Source organism: Chelativorans intermedius (assembly GCF_025398255.1).
GTDB lineage: Bacteria > Pseudomonadota > Alphaproteobacteria > Rhizobiales > Rhizobiaceae > Chelativorans > Chelativorans intermedius.
In genome coordinates, this window is sequence record NZ_JAODNW010000013.1 from 46,336 (window position 1) to 68,782 (window position 22,447).

The 22,447-nt window shown below is 66.9% G+C and carries 17 protein-coding genes and 1 tRNA gene; 4 read left to right on the forward strand and 14 right to left on the reverse strand.

All coding sequences use genetic code 11. The features are described 5' to 3' along the window. Positions 1-122: 122 nt before the first annotated feature. The 13 genes from NYR58_RS10640 to NYR58_RS10700 all read right to left on the reverse strand — a co-directional run bounded on the left by NYR58_RS10640 (position 123) and on the right by NYR58_RS10700 (position 13,121). Positions 123-1,499 (reverse strand): aminomethyl transferase family protein, encoded by a 1,377-nt coding sequence (locus tag NYR58_RS10640; protein ID WP_261520627.1) that lies wholly within the window; start codon positions 1,497-1,499, stop codon positions 123-125. Continuing rightward, positions 1,496-2,428: an NAD(P)-dependent oxidoreductase gene (locus NYR58_RS10645; protein ID WP_261520628.1), complete on the reverse strand. Its 933-nt coding sequence runs from the start codon at positions 2,426-2,428 to the stop codon at positions 1,496-1,498. The genes NYR58_RS10640 and NYR58_RS10645 overlap by 4 nt, the downstream gene beginning before the upstream one ends. Before the next feature lie 183 nt (positions 2,429-2,611). Continuing rightward, on the reverse strand, positions 2,612-3,667 hold the full coding sequence (locus tag NYR58_RS10650) for a 4-oxalomesaconate tautomerase (RefSeq protein ID WP_261520629.1): 1,056 nt from the start codon (positions 3,665-3,667) through the stop codon (positions 2,612-2,614). Then, entirely contained in the window at positions 3,660-4,331 is a 672-nt protein-coding gene (locus tag NYR58_RS10655) for a 4-carboxy-4-hydroxy-2-oxoadipate aldolase/oxaloacetate decarboxylase (protein WP_261520630.1), read from the reverse strand. The genes NYR58_RS10650 and NYR58_RS10655 overlap by 8 nt, the downstream gene beginning before the upstream one ends. Further along, positions 4,331-5,059 carry a PIG-L deacetylase family protein gene (locus NYR58_RS10660; RefSeq protein WP_261520631.1) on the reverse strand — a complete coding sequence of 243 codons (729 nt, stop codon included), beginning with the start codon at positions 5,057-5,059 and terminating at the stop codon, positions 4,331-4,333. The genes NYR58_RS10655 and NYR58_RS10660 overlap by 1 nt, the downstream gene beginning before the upstream one ends. A gap of 9 nt (positions 5,060-5,068) precedes the next feature. Continuing rightward, positions 5,069-6,037, reverse strand: a complete 969-nt coding sequence (locus NYR58_RS10665; protein WP_378074595.1) for a catechol 2,3-dioxygenase — start codon at positions 6,035-6,037, stop codon at positions 5,069-5,071. Positions 6,038-6,064: 27 nt separating this feature from the next. After that, on the reverse strand, positions 6,065-7,369 hold the full coding sequence (locus NYR58_RS10670) for a TRAP transporter large permease (RefSeq protein WP_261520634.1): 1,305 nt from the start codon (positions 7,367-7,369) through the stop codon (positions 6,065-6,067). Then, complete coding sequence (locus NYR58_RS10675; RefSeq protein WP_261520636.1) at positions 7,366-7,869, reverse strand: TRAP transporter small permease; 504 nt, start codon at positions 7,867-7,869, stop codon at positions 7,366-7,368. The genes NYR58_RS10670 and NYR58_RS10675 overlap by 4 nt, the downstream gene beginning before the upstream one ends. A gap of 6 nt (positions 7,870-7,875) precedes the next feature. Then, entirely contained in the window at positions 7,876-8,877 is a 1,002-nt protein-coding gene (locus NYR58_RS10680; RefSeq protein ID WP_261520637.1) for a TRAP transporter substrate-binding protein, read from the reverse strand. Between the two features lie 246 nt (positions 8,878-9,123). Then, positions 9,124-10,536, reverse strand: coding sequence for a vanillate/3-O-methylgallate O-demethylase (gene ligM, locus NYR58_RS10685; RefSeq protein WP_261520639.1), 1,413 nt, complete (start codon positions 10,534-10,536; stop codon positions 9,124-9,126). A gap of 184 nt (positions 10,537-10,720) precedes the next feature. After that, entirely contained in the window at positions 10,721-11,455 is a 735-nt protein-coding gene (locus NYR58_RS10690) for a GntR family transcriptional regulator (RefSeq protein ID WP_261520640.1), read from the reverse strand. 149 nt (positions 11,456-11,604) lie between these two features. Beyond that, positions 11,605-12,849 carry an NAD(P)/FAD-dependent oxidoreductase gene (locus tag NYR58_RS10695; RefSeq protein WP_261520641.1) on the reverse strand — a complete coding sequence of 415 codons (1,245 nt, stop codon included), beginning with the start codon at positions 12,847-12,849 and terminating at the stop codon, positions 11,605-11,607. 196 nt (positions 12,850-13,045) lie between these two features. Next, positions 13,046-13,121 (reverse strand) — tRNA-Thr (locus NYR58_RS10700). A 209-nt stretch (positions 13,122-13,330) separates the two neighbouring features. Between NYR58_RS10700 and NYR58_RS10705 the strand changes: the two genes are divergently transcribed. The 3 genes from NYR58_RS10705 to NYR58_RS10715 all read left to right on the forward strand — a co-directional run bounded on the left by NYR58_RS10705 (position 13,331) and on the right by NYR58_RS10715 (position 17,172). Further along, positions 13,331-13,819 (forward strand): (2Fe-2S)-binding protein, encoded by a 489-nt coding sequence (locus NYR58_RS10705; protein ID WP_261520643.1) that lies wholly within the window; start codon positions 13,331-13,333, stop codon positions 13,817-13,819. A 102-nt stretch (positions 13,820-13,921) separates the two neighbouring features. Further along, positions 13,922-16,261 (forward strand): xanthine dehydrogenase family protein molybdopterin-binding subunit, encoded by a 2,340-nt coding sequence (locus tag NYR58_RS10710; protein WP_261520644.1) that lies wholly within the window; start codon positions 13,922-13,924, stop codon positions 16,259-16,261. A 107-nt stretch (positions 16,262-16,368) separates the two neighbouring features. Then, on the forward strand, positions 16,369-17,172 hold the full coding sequence (locus NYR58_RS10715) for an FAD binding domain-containing protein (protein ID WP_261520645.1): 804 nt from the start codon (positions 16,369-16,371) through the stop codon (positions 17,170-17,172). A gap of 52 nt (positions 17,173-17,224) precedes the next feature. On the opposite strand, the gene NYR58_RS10720 is transcribed toward NYR58_RS10715, so the two are convergent. Then, positions 17,225-19,501: an NADP-dependent malic enzyme gene (locus NYR58_RS10720; protein ID WP_261520646.1), complete on the reverse strand. Its 2,277-nt coding sequence runs from the start codon at positions 19,499-19,501 to the stop codon at positions 17,225-17,227. A gap of 204 nt (positions 19,502-19,705) precedes the next feature. On the opposite strand from NYR58_RS10720, the gene mutS reads away from it, so the two are divergent. Continuing rightward, positions 19,706-22,351 carry a DNA mismatch repair protein MutS gene (mutS, locus tag NYR58_RS10725; protein WP_261520702.1) on the forward strand — a complete coding sequence of 882 codons (2,646 nt, stop codon included), beginning with the start codon at positions 19,706-19,708 and terminating at the stop codon, positions 22,349-22,351. Positions 22,352-22,447 lie beyond the last annotated feature (96 nt).

The following is a 22,447-nucleotide window of genomic DNA, read 5'->3' on the forward strand; positions in this document are numbered from 1 at the left end:
CTGCAGGGCGGCGAGAGGATGGCTTGCAGGGTAAAGGGGTGCCGGGCAGGAGGCGGCACATGACCGGCGCCGGCGGGCTTTCGCGCTGCGATCCCGCCGGCGCCGGCCGCCCCCCGGCTTTGTTACTTCCGCGCGCGGTAGGTGCGGCGCGAAGCCTCGTGAATGGGCCAGGGATGCACGGTGGCGCCGATCTCCGTCTGCCGGTGCCGTTCGACGGCGGGCTTGCGGGTGCCACCCTCCGCCTCTCCCCAGATCACGGTGAGATGTGTTCCGGGCTGCGAAAGCTTCTCCTCGACCGTGGCAAGCGAAATCCAGGCGCGTTCGTTGGCGGTGTATACAGGATAGGTCGAGATGCCCACGGTGCGTCCGTCGCGCACCACCCTGTCATAGGGGTGGGCGGCGTAGTGGGCGGCGGGCATCTCCATCAGCTTGGGCATCATCTCGCCCTCCTCCATCAGCCCGGCATAAACCTTCAGCACGTCCTGCTTGTCCCACACGAGGGTGACCTTGCGGCGATGCGGCCCGCCGGCCATTCTCTCCAGCGCCTCGCGGCCGATGAAATCGTGGTCGAAGCGGATCATTCGGCCATAGTCTAGGTCCCACGGCGTCAGGTAATAGTCTTCCACGTTCTCGGACTGGAAGCTGCCGCCAATGGAACACACGGCCTCGAAGCTGGTTGCCGGCAGCCATTCGCGATAGGGTCTCATCTTCTCGCCCGTATAGATGGCCGGCAGAGGGGAGGGGATCCAACCCGACTCCATGGCCACTGTCGAGTAGGCCCGGGCGCCGGCCTGCCGCAGGCCGTGTTCCTGGCCCGCCTCGATGAGGGCGGCCTTGACCTTCGGCCCCTCCTCGGCCGGTCCCCACAACTCCAGCCCTGGCGCGCCACCCATGCCGTGGGCCAGCGTGCGCGCCCGGCAGCCGGCAATCGTGATCTCGCCCATGTGGAAGAACCGGGTGGTCAGCGGCCCGCCCTCGTTCACCGCTTCCAGTATCTTCATCGCATTCGGCCCCTGAACCTCGTAGCGGTAGGTCTTGCGGGGCTTGCCAGGCTCGTCGGCGGTGCGCTCGTCGCGCTCCACGGTCACATCGTAGCCGCCGGTCTCGGCATGGAACTGCACCCAGTTTGGCACGGGCGGGCGGCCGACAAGGCTGACCAGGTCGTCTTCCAGGCCGAACAGGATCACATCGCCGATAACATAGCCGTCATGATTGCAGCAGACGAACTGCTTGGCCTTGTTGCGGCCGAAATTCTGGAAGCTGTTGATGCCAAGATGCGACAGCAGGCGCACCACATCCGGCCCTTTTACGTACAGATCCGTCATGTGAAAGGACTGGTCGAAGAGCACGGCCGTCTCGCGCCAGGCACGCTGCTCCTCGATCCAGTTGGTGAACTCGGGCGCAATGGGATAGACATAGCGCCCCGCTGGCGCGTTCTGCAGCATCAGTGCCGGGTTGCCGAGTGCCTGCAGCTTCTCTTCGAGCGAGCTGTAGCTCATTGCGAACCTCCTCCGTTTCCTGGTTCCCGCTGCGCCAGCCGTGCGCGCAGCACGGCGCCGAGATCCTCGGCAAGCGCCTGCGCCCGCGGCGGCGGCACCTGTGCGCGGCCCATCCGCTCCTCCACCTCGGCGATTTCCTCAGCGAGCCTGCCGTGCAGGCCCAGTTCGCGCACTGTGGCGGCACACTCGCGCATTTCCGCAGCGCGCCGCCGCCCGTGGCGCAGTGCGCGCTCGAACTCGTAGGCCGCGAAGTCTGGCCAGCCGAGGCCCGCGAAATCGCGCGCCAGCGAGTGCGTCACGCTTTCAAGGCAACCCGACGCTTCGGCAGCCAGAAGTGCCTCGATGGTGATCGCCTCCAGCCCCTTCACGAACAGCGAGCGTGCCATCTTGACGGCCGTCGCCGCCCCGGTCTCCGCCCCCGCCACCTCGTGGCTGAAGCCGAGATTGTCGAGCGCCGGGACGAGCCGTTCTGCCGCAGGGCCGGCGATGAGCACGGGCGTGCGATGCTTGCGCGGGTGCACCGGCGCCATGATCGCCATGTCGAGATAGTGCGCCCCCTGCGCCTCGACGAGCGCCGCTGCCGCGCGCTTGCGCCCCGGCGAGACCGAGTTGACGTCGATGAGCAGCCGCGCTGGGCGCAGGTACGGGGCAAGCCGCTGCACCGCTGCCAGGCTCTGGTCCGCCGTTACCGCGCTGATGATCCAATCCGCCTTTGCCAGCGCCGCCGGATTCTCGGCCACCTCGACCCCGCGCCGGTGCATCGCCGAGCGCATCTCGCCGGCGCTGCCGGGCTCGTCGAGCAGAATGTCATAGGCACGGAAGGAAAGGGCTGGATCGTGCGTGGCGAGGCTTTCCTGAAAGGCGCGCGCAGCCTCTCCGAAGCCAAGGAAGGCGATGCTCTGCGGTTTTTGCGAAGGAAGGACGTTCATCGGGAAAACACCATTCTCCTGCGGCGATTGGCCTGTGCACGGCATTCCCCACGGGCTGGACGGCCCGCCGGGAGGGCGCAGCACCGCAGGACACCGCCCGTGCGGTCGTCCTCGACCGGATGCACCGCGGCAACGCCTGGCCGGTTCGTACAGCGGAGGGGGAGGACGCGGTTCGTCATGCTCTCAGGCGAAGACATGCCCCTCGAACAGCTTTCGTGCGGTGCGCAGGACGGCGGCGCGCTTGATGGCGCCCTGCGCGTCGAGCGTGGCAATCACCGTCATCTCGCCGCTGGGATGCTCGATGGAGAGGGTGCGTTCGCGGCCCTGACCGGTGCTGGCCATGGCCGCGGCGGGACTGCCTTCGATAAGGCAGGCGGTCGCCACGCTGACCGCACCGAGCACGCCGATCGAGGCGTGACAGCGATGCGGGATGAAGGTGCGCGTGGCGATGGCACCGCCATGGCGTGGTGGGGCGATCATCGTCATCTTTGGTACCGACTTGCGCGAAACGTCGCCGAGATTCATCATCGGCCCGGCCTTGAGGCGGATCGCCTCCAGCCTGCCGCGCAGGCCTTCGTCGGCATCCAGCGCCTCCCGCGTCTCCTCGCCGGTTATGCCGAGGTCGGCCGCGCGCAGGATAACGCAGGGCATGCCGTTGTCGATCAGGGTGGCCTCCACCCCGTCGATCACGTCCACCGCGTTGCCGGTGGGCAGGAGCGCGCCGCAGGAGGAGCCGGCGGTGTCCTCGAACGCGATGGGGATGGGAGCGGCCGTGCCCGGCACGCCGTCGATGCGGGCTGCCCCTTCATAGGTGACCCGGCGGCCCGGCGTGCAGACCGTCGCCACCGCCGTCTGGCCCGTGTTCTCCATGTGGATGCGCACGTCCGTGGTCCCCTCCCGCGCCTCCACGAGGCCGCGCTCGATGGCGAAGGGGCCGACGCCGGCCAGGATATTGCCACAGTTCTGCGCGTCGGTGACGATGGCCTGATCGACGAAGACCTGCAGGAAGAGGTAGTCCACGTCCACGCCGGGGCGTCGCGAGGGCCTGACCACTGCCACCTTGGAGGTGAGCGGGTCGGCCCCGCCAAGACCATCGATCTGGCGCGGATCGGGTGAGCCCATGATGCGCAGCAGAAGCGCATCGCGCGCTGCCGGGTCGGAGGGCAGGTCCGAAGCCAGGAAATAGCCGCCCTTTGAGGTGCCGCCCCGCATCCAGAAGGCCGGGATTTTTTCAGACATATGTGAGGCCTTTGTTTTTGAGTTTCTGTCGCATGTCGTAGATGTCGAGGCCGAGTTCGCCGTTTGCGAGCCTTTGGCGTTTTTGCTCTTCTGCGGCGTTTCGGCGTCGGGCGGCATCGAGCACGGTTTCGGCGTCCTGGCGGGGCACCACGCACACGCCGTCGTCGTCGGCGACGATGACGTCGCCCGGATGGACGAGCGCGCCGGCGCACACCACCGGCACATTGACCGAGCCCAAGGTCTCCTTCACCGTGCCCTGCGCGAAGATCGCCTTTGCCCAGACGGGAAAGCCCATCCGCGTCAGCGCGGCCACGTCGCGCACCCCCGCCTCGATGACGAGGCCGCGGCAGCCGCGCGCCATGGCCGAGGTGGCCAGCAGGTCCCCGAAATAGCCGTCCTGGCAGGGGCTGGTGGGCGCCAGCACCAGCACGTCGCCCGGCCGCACCTGCTCGATGGCCACATGCAGCATCCAGTTGTCGCCCGGCGGCGCGGAGATGGTGACCGCCGAGCCGGCCAGCCGCGCGCCGGCGAAGATCGGCCGCATGTGGGCGGCAAGAAGCCCCTTGCGCCCCTGCGCCTCGTGCACCGTGGCCACCCCGCATTCGCCCAGGCCCGCCACCACTTGCGGGTCGGCGCGCGCGATCTTCTGCACCACCACGCCCATCACAGCCCATCCACCGTTCTGGGAAACACCGCCTGGAAGGCCTCCGCATAGCGCGCCTCCCGTCCCCCCGCCTGGCCGCCGGAATTGCGGCGGAACTGGTTGGCCCGGTTCTCCGCCACGCGGGTGTAGTAGTCCCAAAGGTGCTGCTGGCCCTCCATGCACTCAATGGCCGCACGCTTCTGCTCCCACACCTCGGTGATGTCGAGCAGGGTGTCCGGCTTCCAGCCGCATTGCTCGCTCTGGTGCGGCTCGAAGAGGTAAAGCTGCGGCGCCCCCAGAACCGTCTCGCCCGGATTGTGACCCCAGGCCTGGGCGATCATCCGGCACTCCAGCGCCACCCGCGTCGCATAGGGGTGGTCGGTGTTGTAGGGGTCCTCCAGCGAGTGCGAAAGCATGAAGGCAGGCTGCACCTGGCGGATCACCTCGACAAGCCGGTACTTCGCCTCCCGATCCAGCTCCAGCGGATAGTCGCCAAGGTCGAAAAACCGAATGTCGTGCGCCGCAAGCGCCGCCGCCGCCTTCTCCGCCTCCCGACGACGCGACGCCTTCACGCGATCCAGCGTCATCCCCTCCTCCTTCCAAAGGCGCGCGCTCTCTCCACGCTCCCCATACGAAAGGCAAACAATCGTCACATCAAAACCGCGACGCCCATGAAGCGCGATCGCACCCCCGCAACGCCAAACAAAATCCGCCGAATGGGCGCTCACGACCAATGCAGTATTTCTCATGTCAAGCTCCTAGTCCTTTCCCGCCGGGGTCTCGATCGGCGGTGTGCCGTGTGTGTGGAAGGATTCGATGGTCTTCAGCCCCCAGGCCTGGCCGCGTCTGCGTTCGGCCTCCGTCCAGACGACGGGTTGCCAGTCGGGATCGAGCACCAGCCGCGCCCCGGCATTGGCGACCTCCACCCGGTTCCCGGCCGGTTCGTAGACATAGAGGAAGAACGTGCCCTGAATGGCGTGCTTGTGGGGGCCGGTCTCGATGAAGACTCCGTTTTCGAGGAAGATGTCGGCCGCCCGCAGAATCTCGTCGCGGTGATCGGCGGCGTAGGTGACGTGATGGAAGCGGCCTCGGGCGCCGGAATGGTCCTCCGTGCAGGCCATGTCATAGCCCTTGTTGTTGACGGTGAACCAGCAGCCGCCAAGGCGCCCGTTGTCGAGCCGGATCATCTCGGTGACGCGGCTGCCCAGGGCTTCGACCATGAAGTCGCGCATCTTCGACACGTCCGAGGCCAGCAGGTTGAAGTGGTCGATCCGTCGCGGCGCCGCTCCGCGCCCGTGAAAGCGCTGGGCGATGTTCTTGAGCGCTGGCTTCTCGCCTTCCGGCGCGACATATTTTCTCGTCTCCCAATAGAGCTCGAAGACGTGTCCGTCCGGGCTCCTGAAGCGATAGGACGGCCCGTGGCCGAGATCGCCATCCGTCCAGCCGATGCCGAGCCCCATCTCCTCGATCACCTTCACGCGCCGATCGAGCGCGGCCTGCGACGAGGTACGGTATGCGCAGTGCCCCATGCCGGTCGTCTGCGAGCGCGTCAGCTTCAGCGTATGGAATTCGTAGTCGTCCCAGGCGCGCAGATAGACGGAGTTTTCGTCGCGCCCGCTTTCTGTGAGCCCGTAGACGCGCACGAAGAAGTCGAGGCTTTCCTCGAAGCGGTTCGTCAGGAGCTCGACATGGCCGAGATGCGCGACATCGAAGCAGGGTTCCTTCACTTTCATTCTCCTTTGCAATGCCTCGCCTCAGCGGATCATCGTGTCGGGCAGGAAGAGGGCGATTTGCGGAAAGCTGACGAGCAGGATGAGCGCCACCAGCATGGCTCCCCAGAAGGGCAGCACGCCCTGGAAGATCTTGGCGAGCGGAACGTCCTGTGCCACCAGCTTCACGATGAAGACATTGACGCCCACCGGCGGCGAGATGAGCCCCATCTCCAGCGTCACGACCACGAGCACGCCGAACCAGATCGGGTCGAAGCCAAGCGACGTGACGAGCGGAAAGAAGATCGGCATCGTCAGCACCAGCATCGCAAACCCCTCGATGAAGCAGCCGAGGAAGAGATAGCTGGCGAGGATGATTGCCAGAATCGACAGGTTGGAGATCTCCAGGCCCGTCAGCAGCGCTCCGACGGCCTGCGGAATCTGGCTGAGCGCCAGAAAGGGGTTGAGCAGGTGCGCGGCGATCAGGATCAGCATGACGGTCGCCGTCGTGACCACGGAGTCCTTGAGCGCCTGCCACAGGAGCGCGGCGGTGAGCCTTCGCATCAGCGCCCCCAGGAAGATCATCAGCCCGGCGCCGACGGCAGCCGCCTCGACGGGCGAGAAGATGCCGCCATAGATGCCGCCGATGGTGAGCAGGATGACGCCCAGCACCGGCGCTGCCCCTGCCAGCGCCGCGAATTTGGCCCGGAGCGACGTGCGCGGGCCAGCCGGGCCGAGCTGCGGGCGCAGCCAGCACAGGAAGCTGATGAGAAGCACGAACAGGCTGAGCAGCAGCAGGCCCGGCAGGACCCCCGCAAGGAAGAGACGCCCGATCGACTGGTCGGTCAGGATGGCATAGATGACGAAGCCCGTGGATGGCGGGATCAGGATGCCGAGCGTGCCGCCCGCCGCGACGGCGCCGGTGGACAGGCGCGGATCGTAGCCGAAGCGCTTCATCTCGGCCAGCGAGACCTTGCCCATGGTGAGCGCCGAGGCGACCGAGGAGCCGGAAAGCGCGGCGAAGCCGCCACAGCCGATGACCGTAGCCGAGGCCAGCCCGCCGCGGATCGGGCCGATGACGGCATAGGCCGCGTCGTAGAGCCGGCTGCTCATGCCCGTCGCAGAGGCGACATTGCCCATCAGGATGAACAGTGGCACCACCACCAGCTCCGCCGAGGAGGAAAGGGTGAAGGTCTCCGATGCGAGCAGGCTCATGGCCGCCGGCAGGCCATTGAGGATGGCGATACCGACGAAGCCGACCGCAAACATCGCAAAGGCCACCGGCACGCGCAGCATGAGCAGCGCGAGCAGGACGAGCATGCCCAGCCCGCCGATTGCCATGGGGCTCATGCGGGTTCCTCGCGAATGTCACGCCCGGCCACCAGCAGTTCCACGGCGCGCAGCGCCATGCCGAGGGCAGCGATGACGCTGAACCCGGACAACGCCCACTGGAAGTAGACCTTGGGAAGGTTGATGACGTTGGTCGACAGGTTGAGCAACTGCGACAGCTTCGAGGACTCGTAGACGGTCCAGGCAATGCCCAGGAAGAGGCACATGCCGAGAATGGCGCTGGCGACATCGCCGGCCCGCCTGAGCCAGAGGGGAAAGCGCGTCTCGAAGATGTCCACGGCGATGTGGCCGCCCAGCCGGTCGCACAGCGCCATGGCGCCGAAGACGAGGACGACCATGGCCATTTCAGAAACGTCGCGTGCGCCCGCCAGCGGCCGTCCGAAATAACGGCCGGTGACGTCTGCCAGGATCACCGCGACCTCGACGACAAGCCCCAGCGCGCCGATGGTGGCGGCCAGTCCGATCAGCCTGTCGGCAAGCCAGCGCAGCCTCGCGAGCATGGCGCACTACTCTCCGCGCATGGCAGCCAGCACCTCTTCGGCGCCCATCTCGGCAATGAGCCGGTCGGTGACCGGAAGGGTCAGCTCGGCGAATGCCTGGACCTCCTCCTCCGTCAACTCGATGACCGTGTTGTCGCCGGTCTCGCGCAGCTTCTCTACCGTCTCGGTGGCGCGCGCATTCCACGCCTCCTCCCCGCTCCTCGACAGGCCGATGCCGCTGTGCGCGTCGATCGCCGACCGGAACTCCTCGGGCAAGGCGTCGTATCGCGCCTGGTTCATCACGAGATAGAAAGAGATGTGGCCGAGCGGCGGCCCGATGGTGTAGCTGTCGGCCACCTCGTCGAGCTTGAAATCGGCGACCGCACTGGCGCCGGTGATCAGCCCGTCGATCAGCCCGGTCTGCAGCGAGTTGTAGATCTCCCCCGCCGGCATCTGCACCGGCGTGGCGCCCAGCGCCTCGACCACCGCGCCGGCGATGGCGCCCGACACGCGGATCTTCAGGCCCTTGATGTCGGCGGGCGTGCGGATCTCGCGGCCCTTGGTGATGATGATATTCGGCTCGGAAACCCAAAGGGCGAGCGGCTTGGTGCCCGGATATTCGTCCTTCAGATGCGTCTCGTAGGCATTCCAAAGCATCTCATAGCCGCTCATGCCCTCGGGGATCGCACCTGGCATCTCCACGATCATGGTCTTGGGAAACTGCGAGGAGGTGTATCCCTGCAGGCCCCATGTGATGTCCGCCACGCCCTGCAGTGCCCGCACATACTGCTCCATCGGCCCGGCACCGAGCTCGCCGCCCGGATAGACCTCGATGGTCAGGGCGCCGTCGGTATCCTCGGCCACGCCCTTGACCAGCGGATCGACCACCGAGGAATTGACGACATGGGTGGGCGAGACGAAATGCGCCAGCTTCAGGGTCTCTGCCACCAGCGGACCCGTAGTCAGCACGGTGGCAAGCCCGGCGGCGGCAAGGCGCGTCACGGCGCCGGATAGGGGTGTGTTCAACATCGCTGCTCCTCCCTCATTGCTTCTTGCCGGCCCCGATACCGATAGGCCCAAGGGCCGGACGGGAAGACTAGTGCATCGCAGCGCGAGGAGCGAATTGGTTCTGCATTCAGACCATAAGATTTACCTATAGACGTGATGAGAAAAATACCTTCATGCCCCTTCACGCAAAAGATACGGGCTCCTTCAGAAGAAGGAATGGGTATATATGGTGCGCTGTTCTGCCCGCCGTGAGGCGGCGGGCCTCTGTCAGCCGTGCTGCCTGGTGCGCCAGCTTTCCGCGTAGTTCTCGCGCGCCATGCGCGAATAGGGGATCGGCGAGACGCGCACGCGGATTTCCGCCTGCCTGTGCCGTTCCGTGGAGGTCTTCGCGCTGCCGCCGTCGGGTTCGCCCCACACCAGCGTAAGCACGTCGCCCTCCTTGATGTCGGGATCGACGATACCGAGCGAGAGCATGCAGCGTTCGTTGAAGCTGTAGCCGTTGAACATCGAGAGCCCCACCACACGCTCGCCCAGCATTACCCGGTCGAAGCCGGAGGACGAATAGTTGGGCTGCGGGAAGTCGATCCACTTGGCATTCGTCTCGCCGGGCTTCAGGCAGGACGCCATGACCTTGAGAATGTCCTCGGCGTTCCACTCGAAGGTGACCTTCCTGCGGTGTGGCGTGTCCTTCATCTTTTCGAGCGCCGCGCGGCCCACGAAATCATGGTCGAACTTGATATAGATGCCGTAACCCAGCTCGAAGGGGGTGGTGTAATAGTCGCGGATGTCGTCGGAGACGAAGCTGCCGCCGATGGAGCAGGTTGCCTCATAGCTGTCCGCCGGCAGCCACTCGCGATAGGGGCGCAACGCCTCGCCCGTATAGATGGCCGGCAGGGGCGAGGGAATCCATCCCGATTCGACCGTGTTGGTGGAATAGGCACGCGCCCCCACCTGGTGCAGGTCGACGCCGGCCGCGTCCGCCGCCTCGAGGATGGCTGCGCGCACGTCGTCCTTCTCCTCGTAGGGGCCCCAGATCTCAAGCCCCGGCGCGCCGGCCATGCCATGGCGCAGCGCGCGCACCCGCCGCCCGGCGACATTGATCCAGTCGACGTGGAAGAACTTGATCTGCGGCAGAGGTCCGCCATGCATCCGTTCCAGAACCTTGGGCGCGTCCGGGCCCTGGATCTGGAAGCGGTAGTGAACGCGCGTCACCGCCTTGCCGTCGGGCCGGGAGGGCGAGCGCGGATCGCGCGTCACCGCCACCTCGTGCTTACCGAGCGAGGCGTTGTACTGCACCCAGTTGGCGGTCGGCGCGCGGCCCACCAGCACGAACCTGTTCTCCTCCTCGCGGAAAATGATCATGTCGCCAATCACGTAACCTTCCGGCGAGACGGGCACGAAGTGCTTGGCCCTGTTGGTGGAGAAGTTGGAGAAACTGTTGATCGCAAGCCCCTCCAGAAATCGCGCCGCATCCGGGCCTTCGACGATCAGCTCGTCCATGTGGTGCGACTGGTCGAACAGCACGGCCGATTCCCGCCAGGCGCGCTGCTCGTCACGCCAGTTGGTGAACTCGGAGGCGACAACGGGGTATACATACATGCCGATTCTGGAGTTGCGTAGCACCGGCACGATATTCCCTGCTTCCTCGATGATCCCTTGCAGGCTGGGCTTCCTGGCCATGGGGCGTCCTCCCTCTGTGAGCAGATTGTGTATACATTCTTGTGTCAGCCGGCCGGGAATTGCAAGAGCCATCCGGCCAGGGCGCGCGGTACCGGCCGGATGGCAGGCGGGCGCCTGCCGCTTTTCTCGGGATGGGAGGAGGTCTGCCGCTGGCTGCGGGGATGGCGCTGCGGCAGCGGGCTGCTCAGTTCAGCACCAGCGCCAGGCCCGGCACGCGCCCGGCAAGGCCGCCGTGCTCCGTGACGAAATATTCGAGATTGGTGCGCGCCGCCCGCGCGTGCTCGCGTGCCAGCGCTTCGGCCCGCGCCCCCTCGCGCGCTTCGATGGCTGCGACGATCGCCCTGTGCTGCGCCTGGTTTGCGATCAGCGAGGTGCGGAAGTTCGGATTGTAGACCCTGTCGGGCAGGAACGCGGTGGGCGAGGCGAAGGGCAGCCGGTTGACCCGCTCGATCTCGCGCTGCACCACCTCGCTGCCGGAGAGCGCGGCAAGCTCCTGATGGAAGCGCCCGTTGAACTCCCGATAGCCGTCGAGGTCCACGTCGCCCGGCTCCGTGCCGAAGCAGCGGTCGAGCGCCTGAAGCGTCTTGTGGATACGCTTGAGGGCCGCCGGTTCGGCGCCCCGCTCGGCCGCCAGCCGCGCCGCGGTTCCCTCCAGAACGCCGCGCAGTTCGATGGCATCGACGACGTCCTTGAAACGGAAGCTGCGCACCAGGAACCCACCGCCCGGCGCACGGTCGAGAAGTCCCTCCTCGGCAAGTCGCGACATCGCCTCGCGCACGGGCGTGCGCGAAATTCCCAGCTCCTCCGCCAGCGGCACCTCGAACAGGCGGGTGCCGCCGGCCAGGCTGCCGTCAAAGATCCGCTGCCGCAGCTCGATCATCGCCCGCATCGTGTGGGTCTTGCTCGAAGACTTTTCCAAGGCCGTTCCATCCGCATTCCCTGCAGCATGTATACATCGCAGGACGATTCGGCGCCATTGCCTTGTTCGCAAAAGGGGCACCAGCCCGGGGCGTGGCTGCCGGAGGGCGCCAACCCTTTCATGGGGTGCCCTCGTCAGCCGCAGGTGGCCTATTCGGCGGCCGGGCGCGGATGCGAGAGGGCCTTCGCGCGTTCGCGCAGGTCGAAGGCGGGATCGTCGAGCTCGGCGCGCGTCACCGTCGCCTGCGCTTCCAGCAGCTTGCGCGCCATCGCGTAGGTCGCCCCGTCATTGAGGCTGTCGACGGCAATCAGCCGCCCCTGCCGGAAATAGAAGAAGGAGACGGAACCTTCCCGCTTGCCCGCCCGCGTGACGACGCTGTCGTAGCCCCTGTGGTATCCGGCGATCTGCAGCTTCACGTCGTACTGGTCCGACCAGAACCAGGGGTGCGGAGTGTAGGCCGTGGGCGTGCCGGCGATGTTGGCGGCCGCCGCCGCGGCCTGATCCTGCGCATTCTGCACCGATTCGAGCCGGGTGGGCGCCCCCTGAAAGGGAAAGAGGGCGCAGTCGCCGGCCGCGAAGATGGCAGGATCGCTGGTGCGGCAGTGTGCATCCACCACGATGCCGTCCGCCACTTCCAGGCCGGCGGCTTCGGCAAGCGCCACATCGGGCTCGATGCCGATGCCCACGACCGCCAGGTCGAGCGGCAGTTCCCTGCCGTCGTCAAGCCGCACCGCGCAGGCATGCCCCTGCCTTTCCACGAAGCGCTGCGGCCGCGTGTTCTCGAGGATCCTGACGCCGTGTGCGGCGTGGAGCGTGCGCAGCGCATCCGCCGTCTCGGCGCATGCCACGCGCTTGAGAATGCGCTCCGCCGCCTCGACGACCGTGACGTCGAGGCCCTTCTTGGCCGCTTCGGCCGCCGCCTCCAGGCCGACATAGCCCCCGCCGATCACCACCAGACGGCGCCCCGCCGTCATCTCGCGCATCAGCCATTGCGCGTCGGCCAGCGTGCGCATGACGCGGACATTGGGAAGCTCCCCGCCCATCGCGGCGGGCAGGCGCCGCGCCCGCGCGCCCGTTGCAAGCAGCAGCGCGTCATAGCCAAGCACGTCGCCGTTGCCGAGGGCGAGTCTCTTTCCTGCCCGGTCGATGGCGGTTGCGGCGGCGCCGAGGTGCAGCCGGATGCGCCGCTCCTCATACCATTCGCGCGGGCGCAGCCACAGCCGCTCCAGCGCCATGGTGCCCGACATGTACTCCTTGGAGAGGGGTGGCCTCTGATAGGGCAGCGTCGCCTCGTCCGAGACGATGGCGATCTCCATCTCGGGCGCATGTCGGCGCAACGCCGCCGCGGCGGCGATCGCCGCGTGGCTTCCCCCCACGATCACGGTTCGGGTCATGCTCGCTTCCCGCACATTCCTTCCGCCGCCAGCCGGCCGTCGGCGGTGTTATCGCAGCCACCCCCGCCCGCCGTGAAGAGCGAAAATCGCCGCGTCCCCATCTCCCGCCCCAAACGGGGGCACCGGCCGCCACCGAACTGCAGCCGCCCCGGGTCCGCAGCCGGGAATCGAGAGAAGCGTGAATGGAAGAACAAAATGGTGCCGCATGCCGGACTCGAACCAGCGACCCACGCATTACGAATGCGTTGCTCTACCAACTGAGCTAATGCGGCGCGGGCCTGCAGCGTGCTGCCGCCCTTGCGTGACGCCTGATACCCGCATCGTCGGTGAAGATCAAGAGATGTTGCGTCGCGCGTGGCCGGTCCGCGTCTTGTTCCAAATGATACATGGACTCTCGGGCCGCCTGCGCTAAGCTGTGCCATGGCCCGCCGCATCGGCGGGCAAAGCAATCGCGGCAACGAGCGACCTGAGGAGGGACCCAATGGCGGAAATTTCCATGACGGTGAACGGACGCAAGGTGACAGGGACGGTGGAGGACCGGACCTTGCTGGTTCACTTCCTGCGCGAAAATCTGGGTCTGACCGGCACCCATGTGGGCTGCGACACCTCCCAGTGCGGCGCCTGCGTCGTCCATCTCGACGGCAAGGCGGTGAAGTCCTGCACCATGCTCGCCGCCCAGGCCTCGGGCTCGGAGGTGACGACCATCGAGGGGCTCGCGCAGGGCGCGGAGCTGCACCCCGTGCAGGCCGCCTTCAGGGAGCATCACGGCCTGCAATGCGGCTTCTGCACGCCGGGCATGATCATGGCTGCGGTGGACATGATCAACCGGCATCCCGAGGGGCTGGACGAGAAGACCGTGCGTGCCGAGCTGGAGGGCAATCTTTGCCGCTGCACCGGCTATCACAACATCGTCAAGGCCGTGCTGGCCGCCGCGGAAGCGATGGGCGGCAAGGCGGTAAAGGCGGCATGAAAGCAAACAGCGAATAGGGAGTGGTGAACAGGGGTCGAGCATACTCCCCCTTCTCGCTATTGGCTATCTCCCTACTCGCCAGCCCCGACGGAGGAGGAAACCATGGGCATCGAAGGCATCGGCGCGCGGGTGGCGCGCAAGGAGGATAAGCGGTTCATCACCGGGCTCGGCCGCTATGTGGACGACATGGTGGTGCCGGGCATGAAGCACGCCGTGTTCGTGCGCAGCCCGCATGCGCACGCGGCCATCAAGGGCATCGACGCGACGGCGGCCAAGGCCATGCCCGGCGTCATCGACGTGCTGACCGGGCCGGAATTGAAGGCCGACGGCATCGGCAACCTGATCTGCGGCTGGATGATCCATTCCAAGGATGGCTCGCCGATGAAGATGGGCGCCTGGTCGCCGCTCGCCGTCGACCGGGTGCGCTATGTGGGCGAGGCGGTGGCCATCGTCGTGGCGGAGACGCGCAACCAGGCGCGCGACGCCGCCGAGGCGGTGGAGGTAAGCTATGAGGAGATGCCCGCCGTCACCGACGCGGCCAGGGCGCTGGACGCAGGCGCCCCGCAGCTTCACCCCGAGGCGGAGGGAAACCTCATCTACGACTGGGAGATCGGCGAGGCGGCCGCCGTCGACGAAGCGCTCGCAAAGGCGGCGCATGTGACGCGCCTGAAGCTGGTCAACAACCGCCTGGTGCCCAATGCCATGGAGCCGCGCGCCGCGCTCGGCCACTACGACATGGCCGAGGACCACTTCACGCTGTGGACGACCAGCCAGAACCCGCATGTCGCCCGCCTCGTGATGAGCGCGTTCTACAACGTGGCACCGGAGAACAAGCTGCGGGTGATCGCCCCGGATGTCGGGGGCGGTTTCGGCTCCAAGATCTATATCTACCCGGAGGAGATCGTCTGCCTGTGGGCGTCGAAGCGCACCGGCGTGCCGGTGAAATGGACGGCGGACCGCACCGAGAGCTTCATGTGCGATGCGCATGGCCGCGACCACCACACGGAGGTCGCCCTCGGCTTCGACGCGGACAACCGCATGGTGGCACTCAAGGTGGACACCATTGCCAATTTCGGCGCCTACATGTCGCTCTTCTCCTCCGCGGTCCCCACCTATCTCTATGCCACGCTGCTTTCGGGCCAGTATGTCATCCCGAAGATCCACTGCAACGTGCGTGCGGTCTACACCAACACCGCGCCGGTGGATGCCTATCGCGGTGCCGGTCGGCCGGAGGCCACCTATGTTCTGGAGCGCACGGTGGAGACGGCGGCGCGCGAGCTGGGCATCTCGCCGGCCGAGCTGCGCCGCAGGAATTTCATCCGCGAGTTTCCCTACCAGACGCCGGTCATCATGAACTACGACGCCGGCGACTACGAGGCCTCGCTGGATGCGGCCATGCGCGCGGCCGACTATGACGGCTTCCCCGCCCGCCGCGAGGAGGCGAAGAAGCGCGGCAAGCTGCGCGGCATCGGCATGAGCTGCTACATCGAAGCCTGCGGCATCGCCCCCTCCCAGGCCGTCGGTTCGCTGGGAGCCGGCGTCGGCCTTTGGGAGTCGGCGGAGGTGAGGGTGAACGCGGCCGGCACCATCGAGGTGCTGACCGGCTCGCACAGCCACGGCCAGGGACACGAGACCACCTTCGCGCAGGTCGTCGCCTCGCGCTTCGGCGTGCCGCTCGATCAGGTCTCCATCGTCCATGGCGACACCGACAAGGTGCAGATGGGCATGGGCACCTATGGCTCGCGTTCCGGCGCCGTCGGCGCCTCGGCCATCGTCAAGGCGCTCGACAAGGTGGAGGCGAAGGCCAAGAAGATCGCCGCCCACCTGCTGGAGGCCGACGAGGGCGACATCGTCATCGAGAACGGCGAGGCCAAGGTGGCGGGCACGGACAAGAGCCTGCCCTGGGCCCAGGTGGCGCTCGCCGCCTATACGGCGCACAACCTTCCCGAAGGCATGGAACCGGGCCTCAAGGAGACCTCCTTCTACGATCCCACCAACTTCACCTTTCCGGCCGGCTGCTACATTGCCGAGGTGGAGGTGGACCCGGAAACGGGCCACACGGACATCGTGCAGTTCGTGGCGGCGGACGATTTCGGGAACATCATCAACCCGTTGATCGTCGAAGGTCAGGTGCATGGCGGCCTGGCACAGGGAATCGGCCAGGCGCTTCTGGAAGGCTGCCATTACGACCCCGCCTCGGGCCAGCTCGTCACCGCCTCCTACATGGACTACACCATGCCGCGGGCGGGCGACCTGCCGTCCTTCAAGGTGTCTACCACCAACACGCCATGTCCCGGCAATCCGCTGGGCGTGAAGGGCTGCGGGGAGGCCGGGGCCATCGGCTCGCCGCCGGCCATCATCAATGCGATCACCGATGCCATCGGCACCAACGCGCTGGACATGCCGGCAACACCGCAGAAGGTGTGGGCGGCGATGAAGTGAGCGAAGAGCGAACAATGAGTGGCGAACGGGGAAGCGAAGAAGTCCGGGGCGGGAAACCAGCCTCTGTTCGCTGATCCCTGTTCGCTCTCCAGAAAGAGGAGAATCCCATGCACCAGACCACCTACCACCGCGCTTCCTCCATCTCCGAGGCGGTGAAGATGCTGAAGGAGGCCGAAGACGGCAAGTTCGTAGCCGGCGGCCAGACGCTCATCCCCACCATGAAGCAGCGGCTGGCAGCACCCTCCGATCTCATCGACCTGCGCCACATCGGCGAGCTCAAGGGCATCGAGGTCGCCGGCAACACGGTGAAGATCGGCGCCGGCACCACCCATGCCGAGGTGGCGCGGGATGCCGCGCTTGCCAAGGCGTGCCCGGCGCTGTGCCACCTTGCCGCCCATATCGGCGACCCGCATGTGCGCCACATGGGCACGCTCGGCGGCTCCATTGCCAACAACGATCCGGCGGCCGACTATCCGGCCGCCGTTCTGGCGCTCGCAGCCACCGTGCACACCAACAAGCGCGAGATCGCGGCCGACGACTTCTTCGTCGATCTGTTCGAGACGGCGCTGGAGGATGACGAGATCGTCACCGCCATCTCCTTCGCCGTGCCGGAGAAGGCGGGCTACGCCAAGTTTCCCAATCCGGCCTCGCGCTATGCGCTCACCGGCGTCTTCGTGGCGAAGCACGCCGATGGCGTGCGTGCCGCCGTCACGGGTGCGGGTGAGAACGGCGTCTTCCGCGCCGAGGCGATCGAGAAGGCGCTTGTCGGCGCCTTCGAGGCTTCCGCCCTCGACGGCACGACCGTTCCCGCCGACGGCCTGATGTCCGACATCCATGCCTCGGCGGAGTACCGCGCAAACCTCATCGTCGTCATGGCGAAGCGCGCCGTGCAGGCGGCGAACGGCGGATGATCGACGCGCGTGGCCGCCTGCCGATGGCGGGCGGCCACGGCACCGGCGGGGCCTACTGCCCCGCGTTGTAGGCCGCGATGGCCGCCATGTTGGCGATGTCGGAATCCTTGGCGTTCAGCGACACGATCTGCACCGGCTTGTTGAGGCCGACCAGAAGCGGCCCGATCACCGTGGAGCCGCCGAGCTCCTGCAGCATCTTGGTGGAGATCGATGCGGAGTGGAAGGCCGGCATCACCAGCACGTTGGCCGGCCCGGAGAGGCGGCAGAACGGATATTGCTGCATGAGCTGCGGGTTGAGCGCCACATCCGCCGCCATTTCGCCGTCATATTCGAAGTCAACGCGCCGCTTGTCGAGGATCTTCACTGCCTCCTGCACCTTGGCCGAGCGCTCGCCGGGCGGATGACCGAAGGTGGAATAGGCGAGCATCGCCACCCGCGGTTCGTATCCCATGCGCCGTGCCATGCCCGCCGCCTCCTCGGCGATATCGGCCAGCTCTTCCGAGGTGGGCATGTCGTGCACCGCCGTGTCGGCCACCAGCACGGTGCGTCCGCGGCACAGCGCGATGGAGACGCCGATCACACGATGGCCTGGCCTGGCGTCGATGATGCGGCGGATGTCGGCCAGCGCGGTGGAATAGTTGCGCGTCACGCCGGTCACCACGGCATCCGCGTCGCCGAGCGCCAGCATGCAGGCGGCGAAGTGGTTGCGGTCGTTGTTGATGAGCCGCTGGCAGTCGCGGAAGAGGTAGCCCTTGCGCTGCAGGCGCTCGTAGAGATAGTCGGCATAGATGCCGTTGCGCCGCGACAGCCGGGCATTGATGATCTCGATGCCGGGGCGGGCGAGATCCACGCCGGCATTGCGCGCCGTCTCGCGAATCTGCTCTTCGCGGCCGAGCAGGATGGCGGTACCCAGCTTTTGGTTCACGTAGGAGATGGCGGCGCGCATCACCTGCTCCTCCTCGCCCTCGGCGAAGACCACGCGCTTGGGCTGCCGGCGCACGCGGTCATGAATGCGCTGCAGCGTGGAGGCAATGGGATCGCGACGCGCGGACAGCTCGTTGGCATATTTCTCGAGATTGAGAATGGGCCGGCGCGCCACGCCCGTATCCATCGCCGCCTTGGCCACGGCCACCGGCACCGCCGAGATGAGGCGGGGATCGAAGGGTACGGGGATGATGTAGTCCGGCCCGTATCTCGGCCGGTTGCCCCGGTATGCGGCGGCCACGTCGTCCGGTACGTCCTGGCGGGCAAGGGCGGCCAGCGCCTCGGCGGCGGCCACCTTCATCGCATCGTTGATGGTGGTGGCCCGCACATCCAGCGCGCCGCGGAAGATGTAGGGAAAGCCCAGGACGTTGTTGACCTGGTTTGGATAGTCCGAGCGGCCGGTGGCCATGATGGCGTCCGTTCGGATCTCGGCCACCTCCTCCGGCGTGATTTCGGGGTCCGGGTTGGCCATGGCGAAGATGATGGGATTCTTGGCCATGGATTTCACCATGGCCGGCGTCAGCGCGCCCTTGGCCGACAGGCCGAAGAAGATGTCCGCTCCCTCCAGCGCTTCCGCCAGCGTGCGCTTGTCGGTGTCCACCGCGTGCGCTGACTTCCACTGGTTCATGCCTTCCTTGCGGCCCTTGTAGACCACGCCCTTGGTGTCGCAGAGAATGACGTTCTCGGGGCGCAGACCGATCGACTTGGCAAGTTCGATGCAGGCGATGCCGGCAGCGCCCGCCCCATTGCACACCAGCTTGGCCGTCTTGATGTCGCGGCCCGTCAGGTCTAGCGCATTGATGAGGCCGGCAATGGCGATGATGGCGGTGCCGTGCTGGTCGTCGTGGAAGACCGGGATGTCCATCATCTCGCGCAGCCGGCTTTCGATGATGAAGCACTCGGGCGCCTTGATGTCTTCCAGGTTGATGCCGCCGAAGGAAGGGCCGAGGAGCCGCACGCAGTTGACGAACGCCTCGGGGTCCTCCGTGTCCACCTCCAGGTCGATGGAATCGACATCGGCAAAGCGCTTGAACAGAACCGCCTTGCCCTCCATCACCGGCTTGGAGGCAAGTGCGCCCAGATTGCCGAGCCCCAGAATGGCCGTGCCGTTGGAGATCACGGCCACCAGATTGCCGCGTGTGGTGTAGTCGAAGGCCCGACTCGGATCTTCGGCAATCGCCTTCACCGGCACGGCCACGCCCGGCGAATAGGCGAGCGAAAGGTCGCGCTGGGTGGCCATCGGCTTGGTCGGGTTGATCTCCAGCTTGCCGGGCCTGCCCGAGGCGTGGAAATCCAGCGCTTCCTGTGGGCTCACCAGGGGGCTTTGTCTGTCGGTCCTGTCCATCTGGGCGTCTTCCTCCGCTCACTCCCGCTCGGCTTCCTGTGGAGTTTTGCCGATCACGCGTGCATAAGGCTACACTTGGGTTAGGTAAATGGCCAAGCAGAGCCGGAACCGCGTTTTTGCAAGGGGCGCTTCTTGAACGACGAGACGCCGATTCGCCGGAATGAGGCCACAGCGGCGCGCGCGCCTGCCGCCAGCGCCACGCCGATGATGCAGCAATATATCGAGATCAAGGCGGCCAACCCCGATTCGCTGCTCTTCTACCGCATGGGCGACTTCTACGAGCTGTTCTTCGAGGATGCGGAGGTGGCGAGCCGGGCGCTGGGCATCGCGCTCACAAAGCGCGGCAAGCATCAGGGCGAGGACATTCCGATGTGCGGCGTGCCGGTGCATTCGGCCGACGATTACCTGCAGAAGCTGATCGCGCTCGGCCATCGGGTTGCCGTGTGCGAGCAGCTGGAGGACCCGGCCGAGGCCAGGAAACGCGGTTACAAGGCGGTGGTGCGCCGCGACGTGGTGCGCCTCGTCACACCGGGCACGGTGACCGAGGAGAAGCTGCTCGATCCCGCGCAGGCCAATTATCTGATGGCGCTCGGCCGCGTGCGCGGCGAGGAGGCCATGGCGCTCGCCTGGATCGACATTTCCACCGGCACCTTCCGCGTCGCCGCCACGACGCCCGAACGGCTGCTTGCCGACATCCTGCGCGTCGACCCGCGCGAGCTGATCGTCGCCGAACCCGTCTATCGCGACGAGGCGCTGCGCCCGGTCTTCGACACGCTGGGCCGCACCGCCAACCCGCAACCGCCGAGCTTCTTCGATTCCGCAAGTGCGGTGGCACGTCTGTCCCGCTTCTATGGCGTCGCCACGCTGGACGGCTTCGGCCGCTTCTCGCGTGCGGAGCTTTCCGCCATTGCCGGCGCCGTGGCCTATGTGGAGAAGACGCAGGTTCGCGAACGTCCGCCGCTCGCCCCGCCCGAGCGCGACGAGGAAGGCACCAGCCTCTTCATAGACCCCTCCACCCGCGCCAATCTGGAGCTGACGCGCACCCTTTCGGGTGCGCGCGAGGGCAGCCTGCTCAAGGCCATCGACCGCACGGTGACGGGCGCGGGCGGGCGGCTGCTCGCCGAGCGTCTGATGTCGCCGCTCACCGATCCGAAGGCCATTGCCGGGCGGCTCGACTCCGTCTCCTTCCTTGTCGAGGAGAGCGTGCTGCGCGAGCAGCTGCGCGAGCATCTGAAGGGCGTGCCGGACATGGCGCGCGCGCTTTCCCGCCTGGCGCTCAATCGCGGCGGCCCGCGCGATCTGGGCGCCCTTGCCGGCGGGCTGAACGCCGCCTTCGCGGTGGCTGGCCTGCTGGAGGGCAGGGACCTGCCGGACGAGATTGCCCGGGCCCGCGCGCAGCTCGCCGCTCTCCCCCAGGCCCTTGCCGCGCATCTGGAAAGGGCGCTTGCCGACGATCTGCCCCTGTTGAAGCGCGATGGCGGCTTCGTGCGTTCAGGCTATGAGGCGGAGCTCGACGAGATGCGGGGTCTGCGCGACGAATCGCGCCGCGTCATCGCCGCCATGGAGCGCGATCTGGTGGAGGAGACCGGCATCCGCTCGCTCAAGATCCGCCACAACAACGTGCTCGGCTACTATATCGAGGTCACGGCGGGCAATGCCCATCTGCTCACCGGCACGGAGGCGGCCAAGGCGCGCTTCATCCACCGCCAGACCATGGCCAACGCCATGCGCTTCACGACGACGGAGCTGGCGGAGCTGGAAAGCAAGATCGCCAACGCCGCCGAGCGGGCGCTCGCCATCGAGCTTTCTGTCTTCGATCGGCTGGTGGGCGAGGCGGTCTCGGCCTCCGAGGCCATCCGCGCCGCTGCCGCCGCGCTCGCCGTGCTGGACGTTTCCTCGGCGCTGGCGGTTCTGGCCGAAAGCGAAGCCTACTGCCGCCCGGTGGTGGACGACAGCCTGGACTTCTCCATCCGGGGCGGGCGCCACCCGGTGGTGGAGCAGGCGCTGCGCCGCCAGCTCGGCGAGCCCTTCGTCGCCAACGATTGCGACCTCTCGCCGAAAGAGGGCGAGAAGACCGGCGCCATCTGGCTTCTCACCGGTCCGAATATGGGCGGCAAGTCCACCTTTCTTCGCCAGAACGCGCTGATTGCGATCCTCGCGCAGATGGGTTCGTTCGTACCGGCAGAAAAGGCGCGCATCGGCGTGATCGATCGGCTGTTCTCGCGCGTCGGCGCCTCTGACGACCTGGCGCGCGGCCGCTCCACCTTCATGGTGGAGATGGTGGAGACGGCGGCCATCCTCAATCAGGCAGGCGAACGCTCGCTCGTCATCCTCGACGAGATCGGCCGGGGAACGGCCACCTTCGACGGGCTTTCCATCGCCTGGGCGGCGGTGGAGTATCTGCACGAGAAGAACCGCTGCCGTGCGCTGTTCGCCACCCATTTCCACGAGTTGACGGCGCTCACCGAGAAGCTGCCGCGCCTTGCCAACGTCACGATGCGGGTCAAGGAGTTCGAAGGCGAGGTCATCTTCCTGCACGAGGTGGCGCGCGGGGCGGCCGATCGCTCCTATGGCGTGCAGGTGGCGCGTCTTGCCGGCCTGCCGGCGGCGGTGGTCGAGCGCGCCAGGGAGGTGCTGCACCGGCTGGAGGAGAGCGAGACGGGCGGCAAGGCCGAGAGGCTGGTCGACGATCTGCCGCTTTTCAGCGCGGCCGCGCGCCAGGAGCCGGCCAGAGGCAGGCAGGACGATCGCCTGCGCCAGGCGCTCGACGCGCTCAATCCCGACGAGATGACGCCGCGCGAGGCGCTGGAAGCGCTCTACCGGCTCAAGACGCTCGACGCCGGCGGCTGAGACGGCCATTTTACTGCCACGGCAATCACGCTATAGACACGGGCAAACGGTGGTGCCCGCCATTCGGGCGAACGGATGTTCCACCGGCGGCCCACG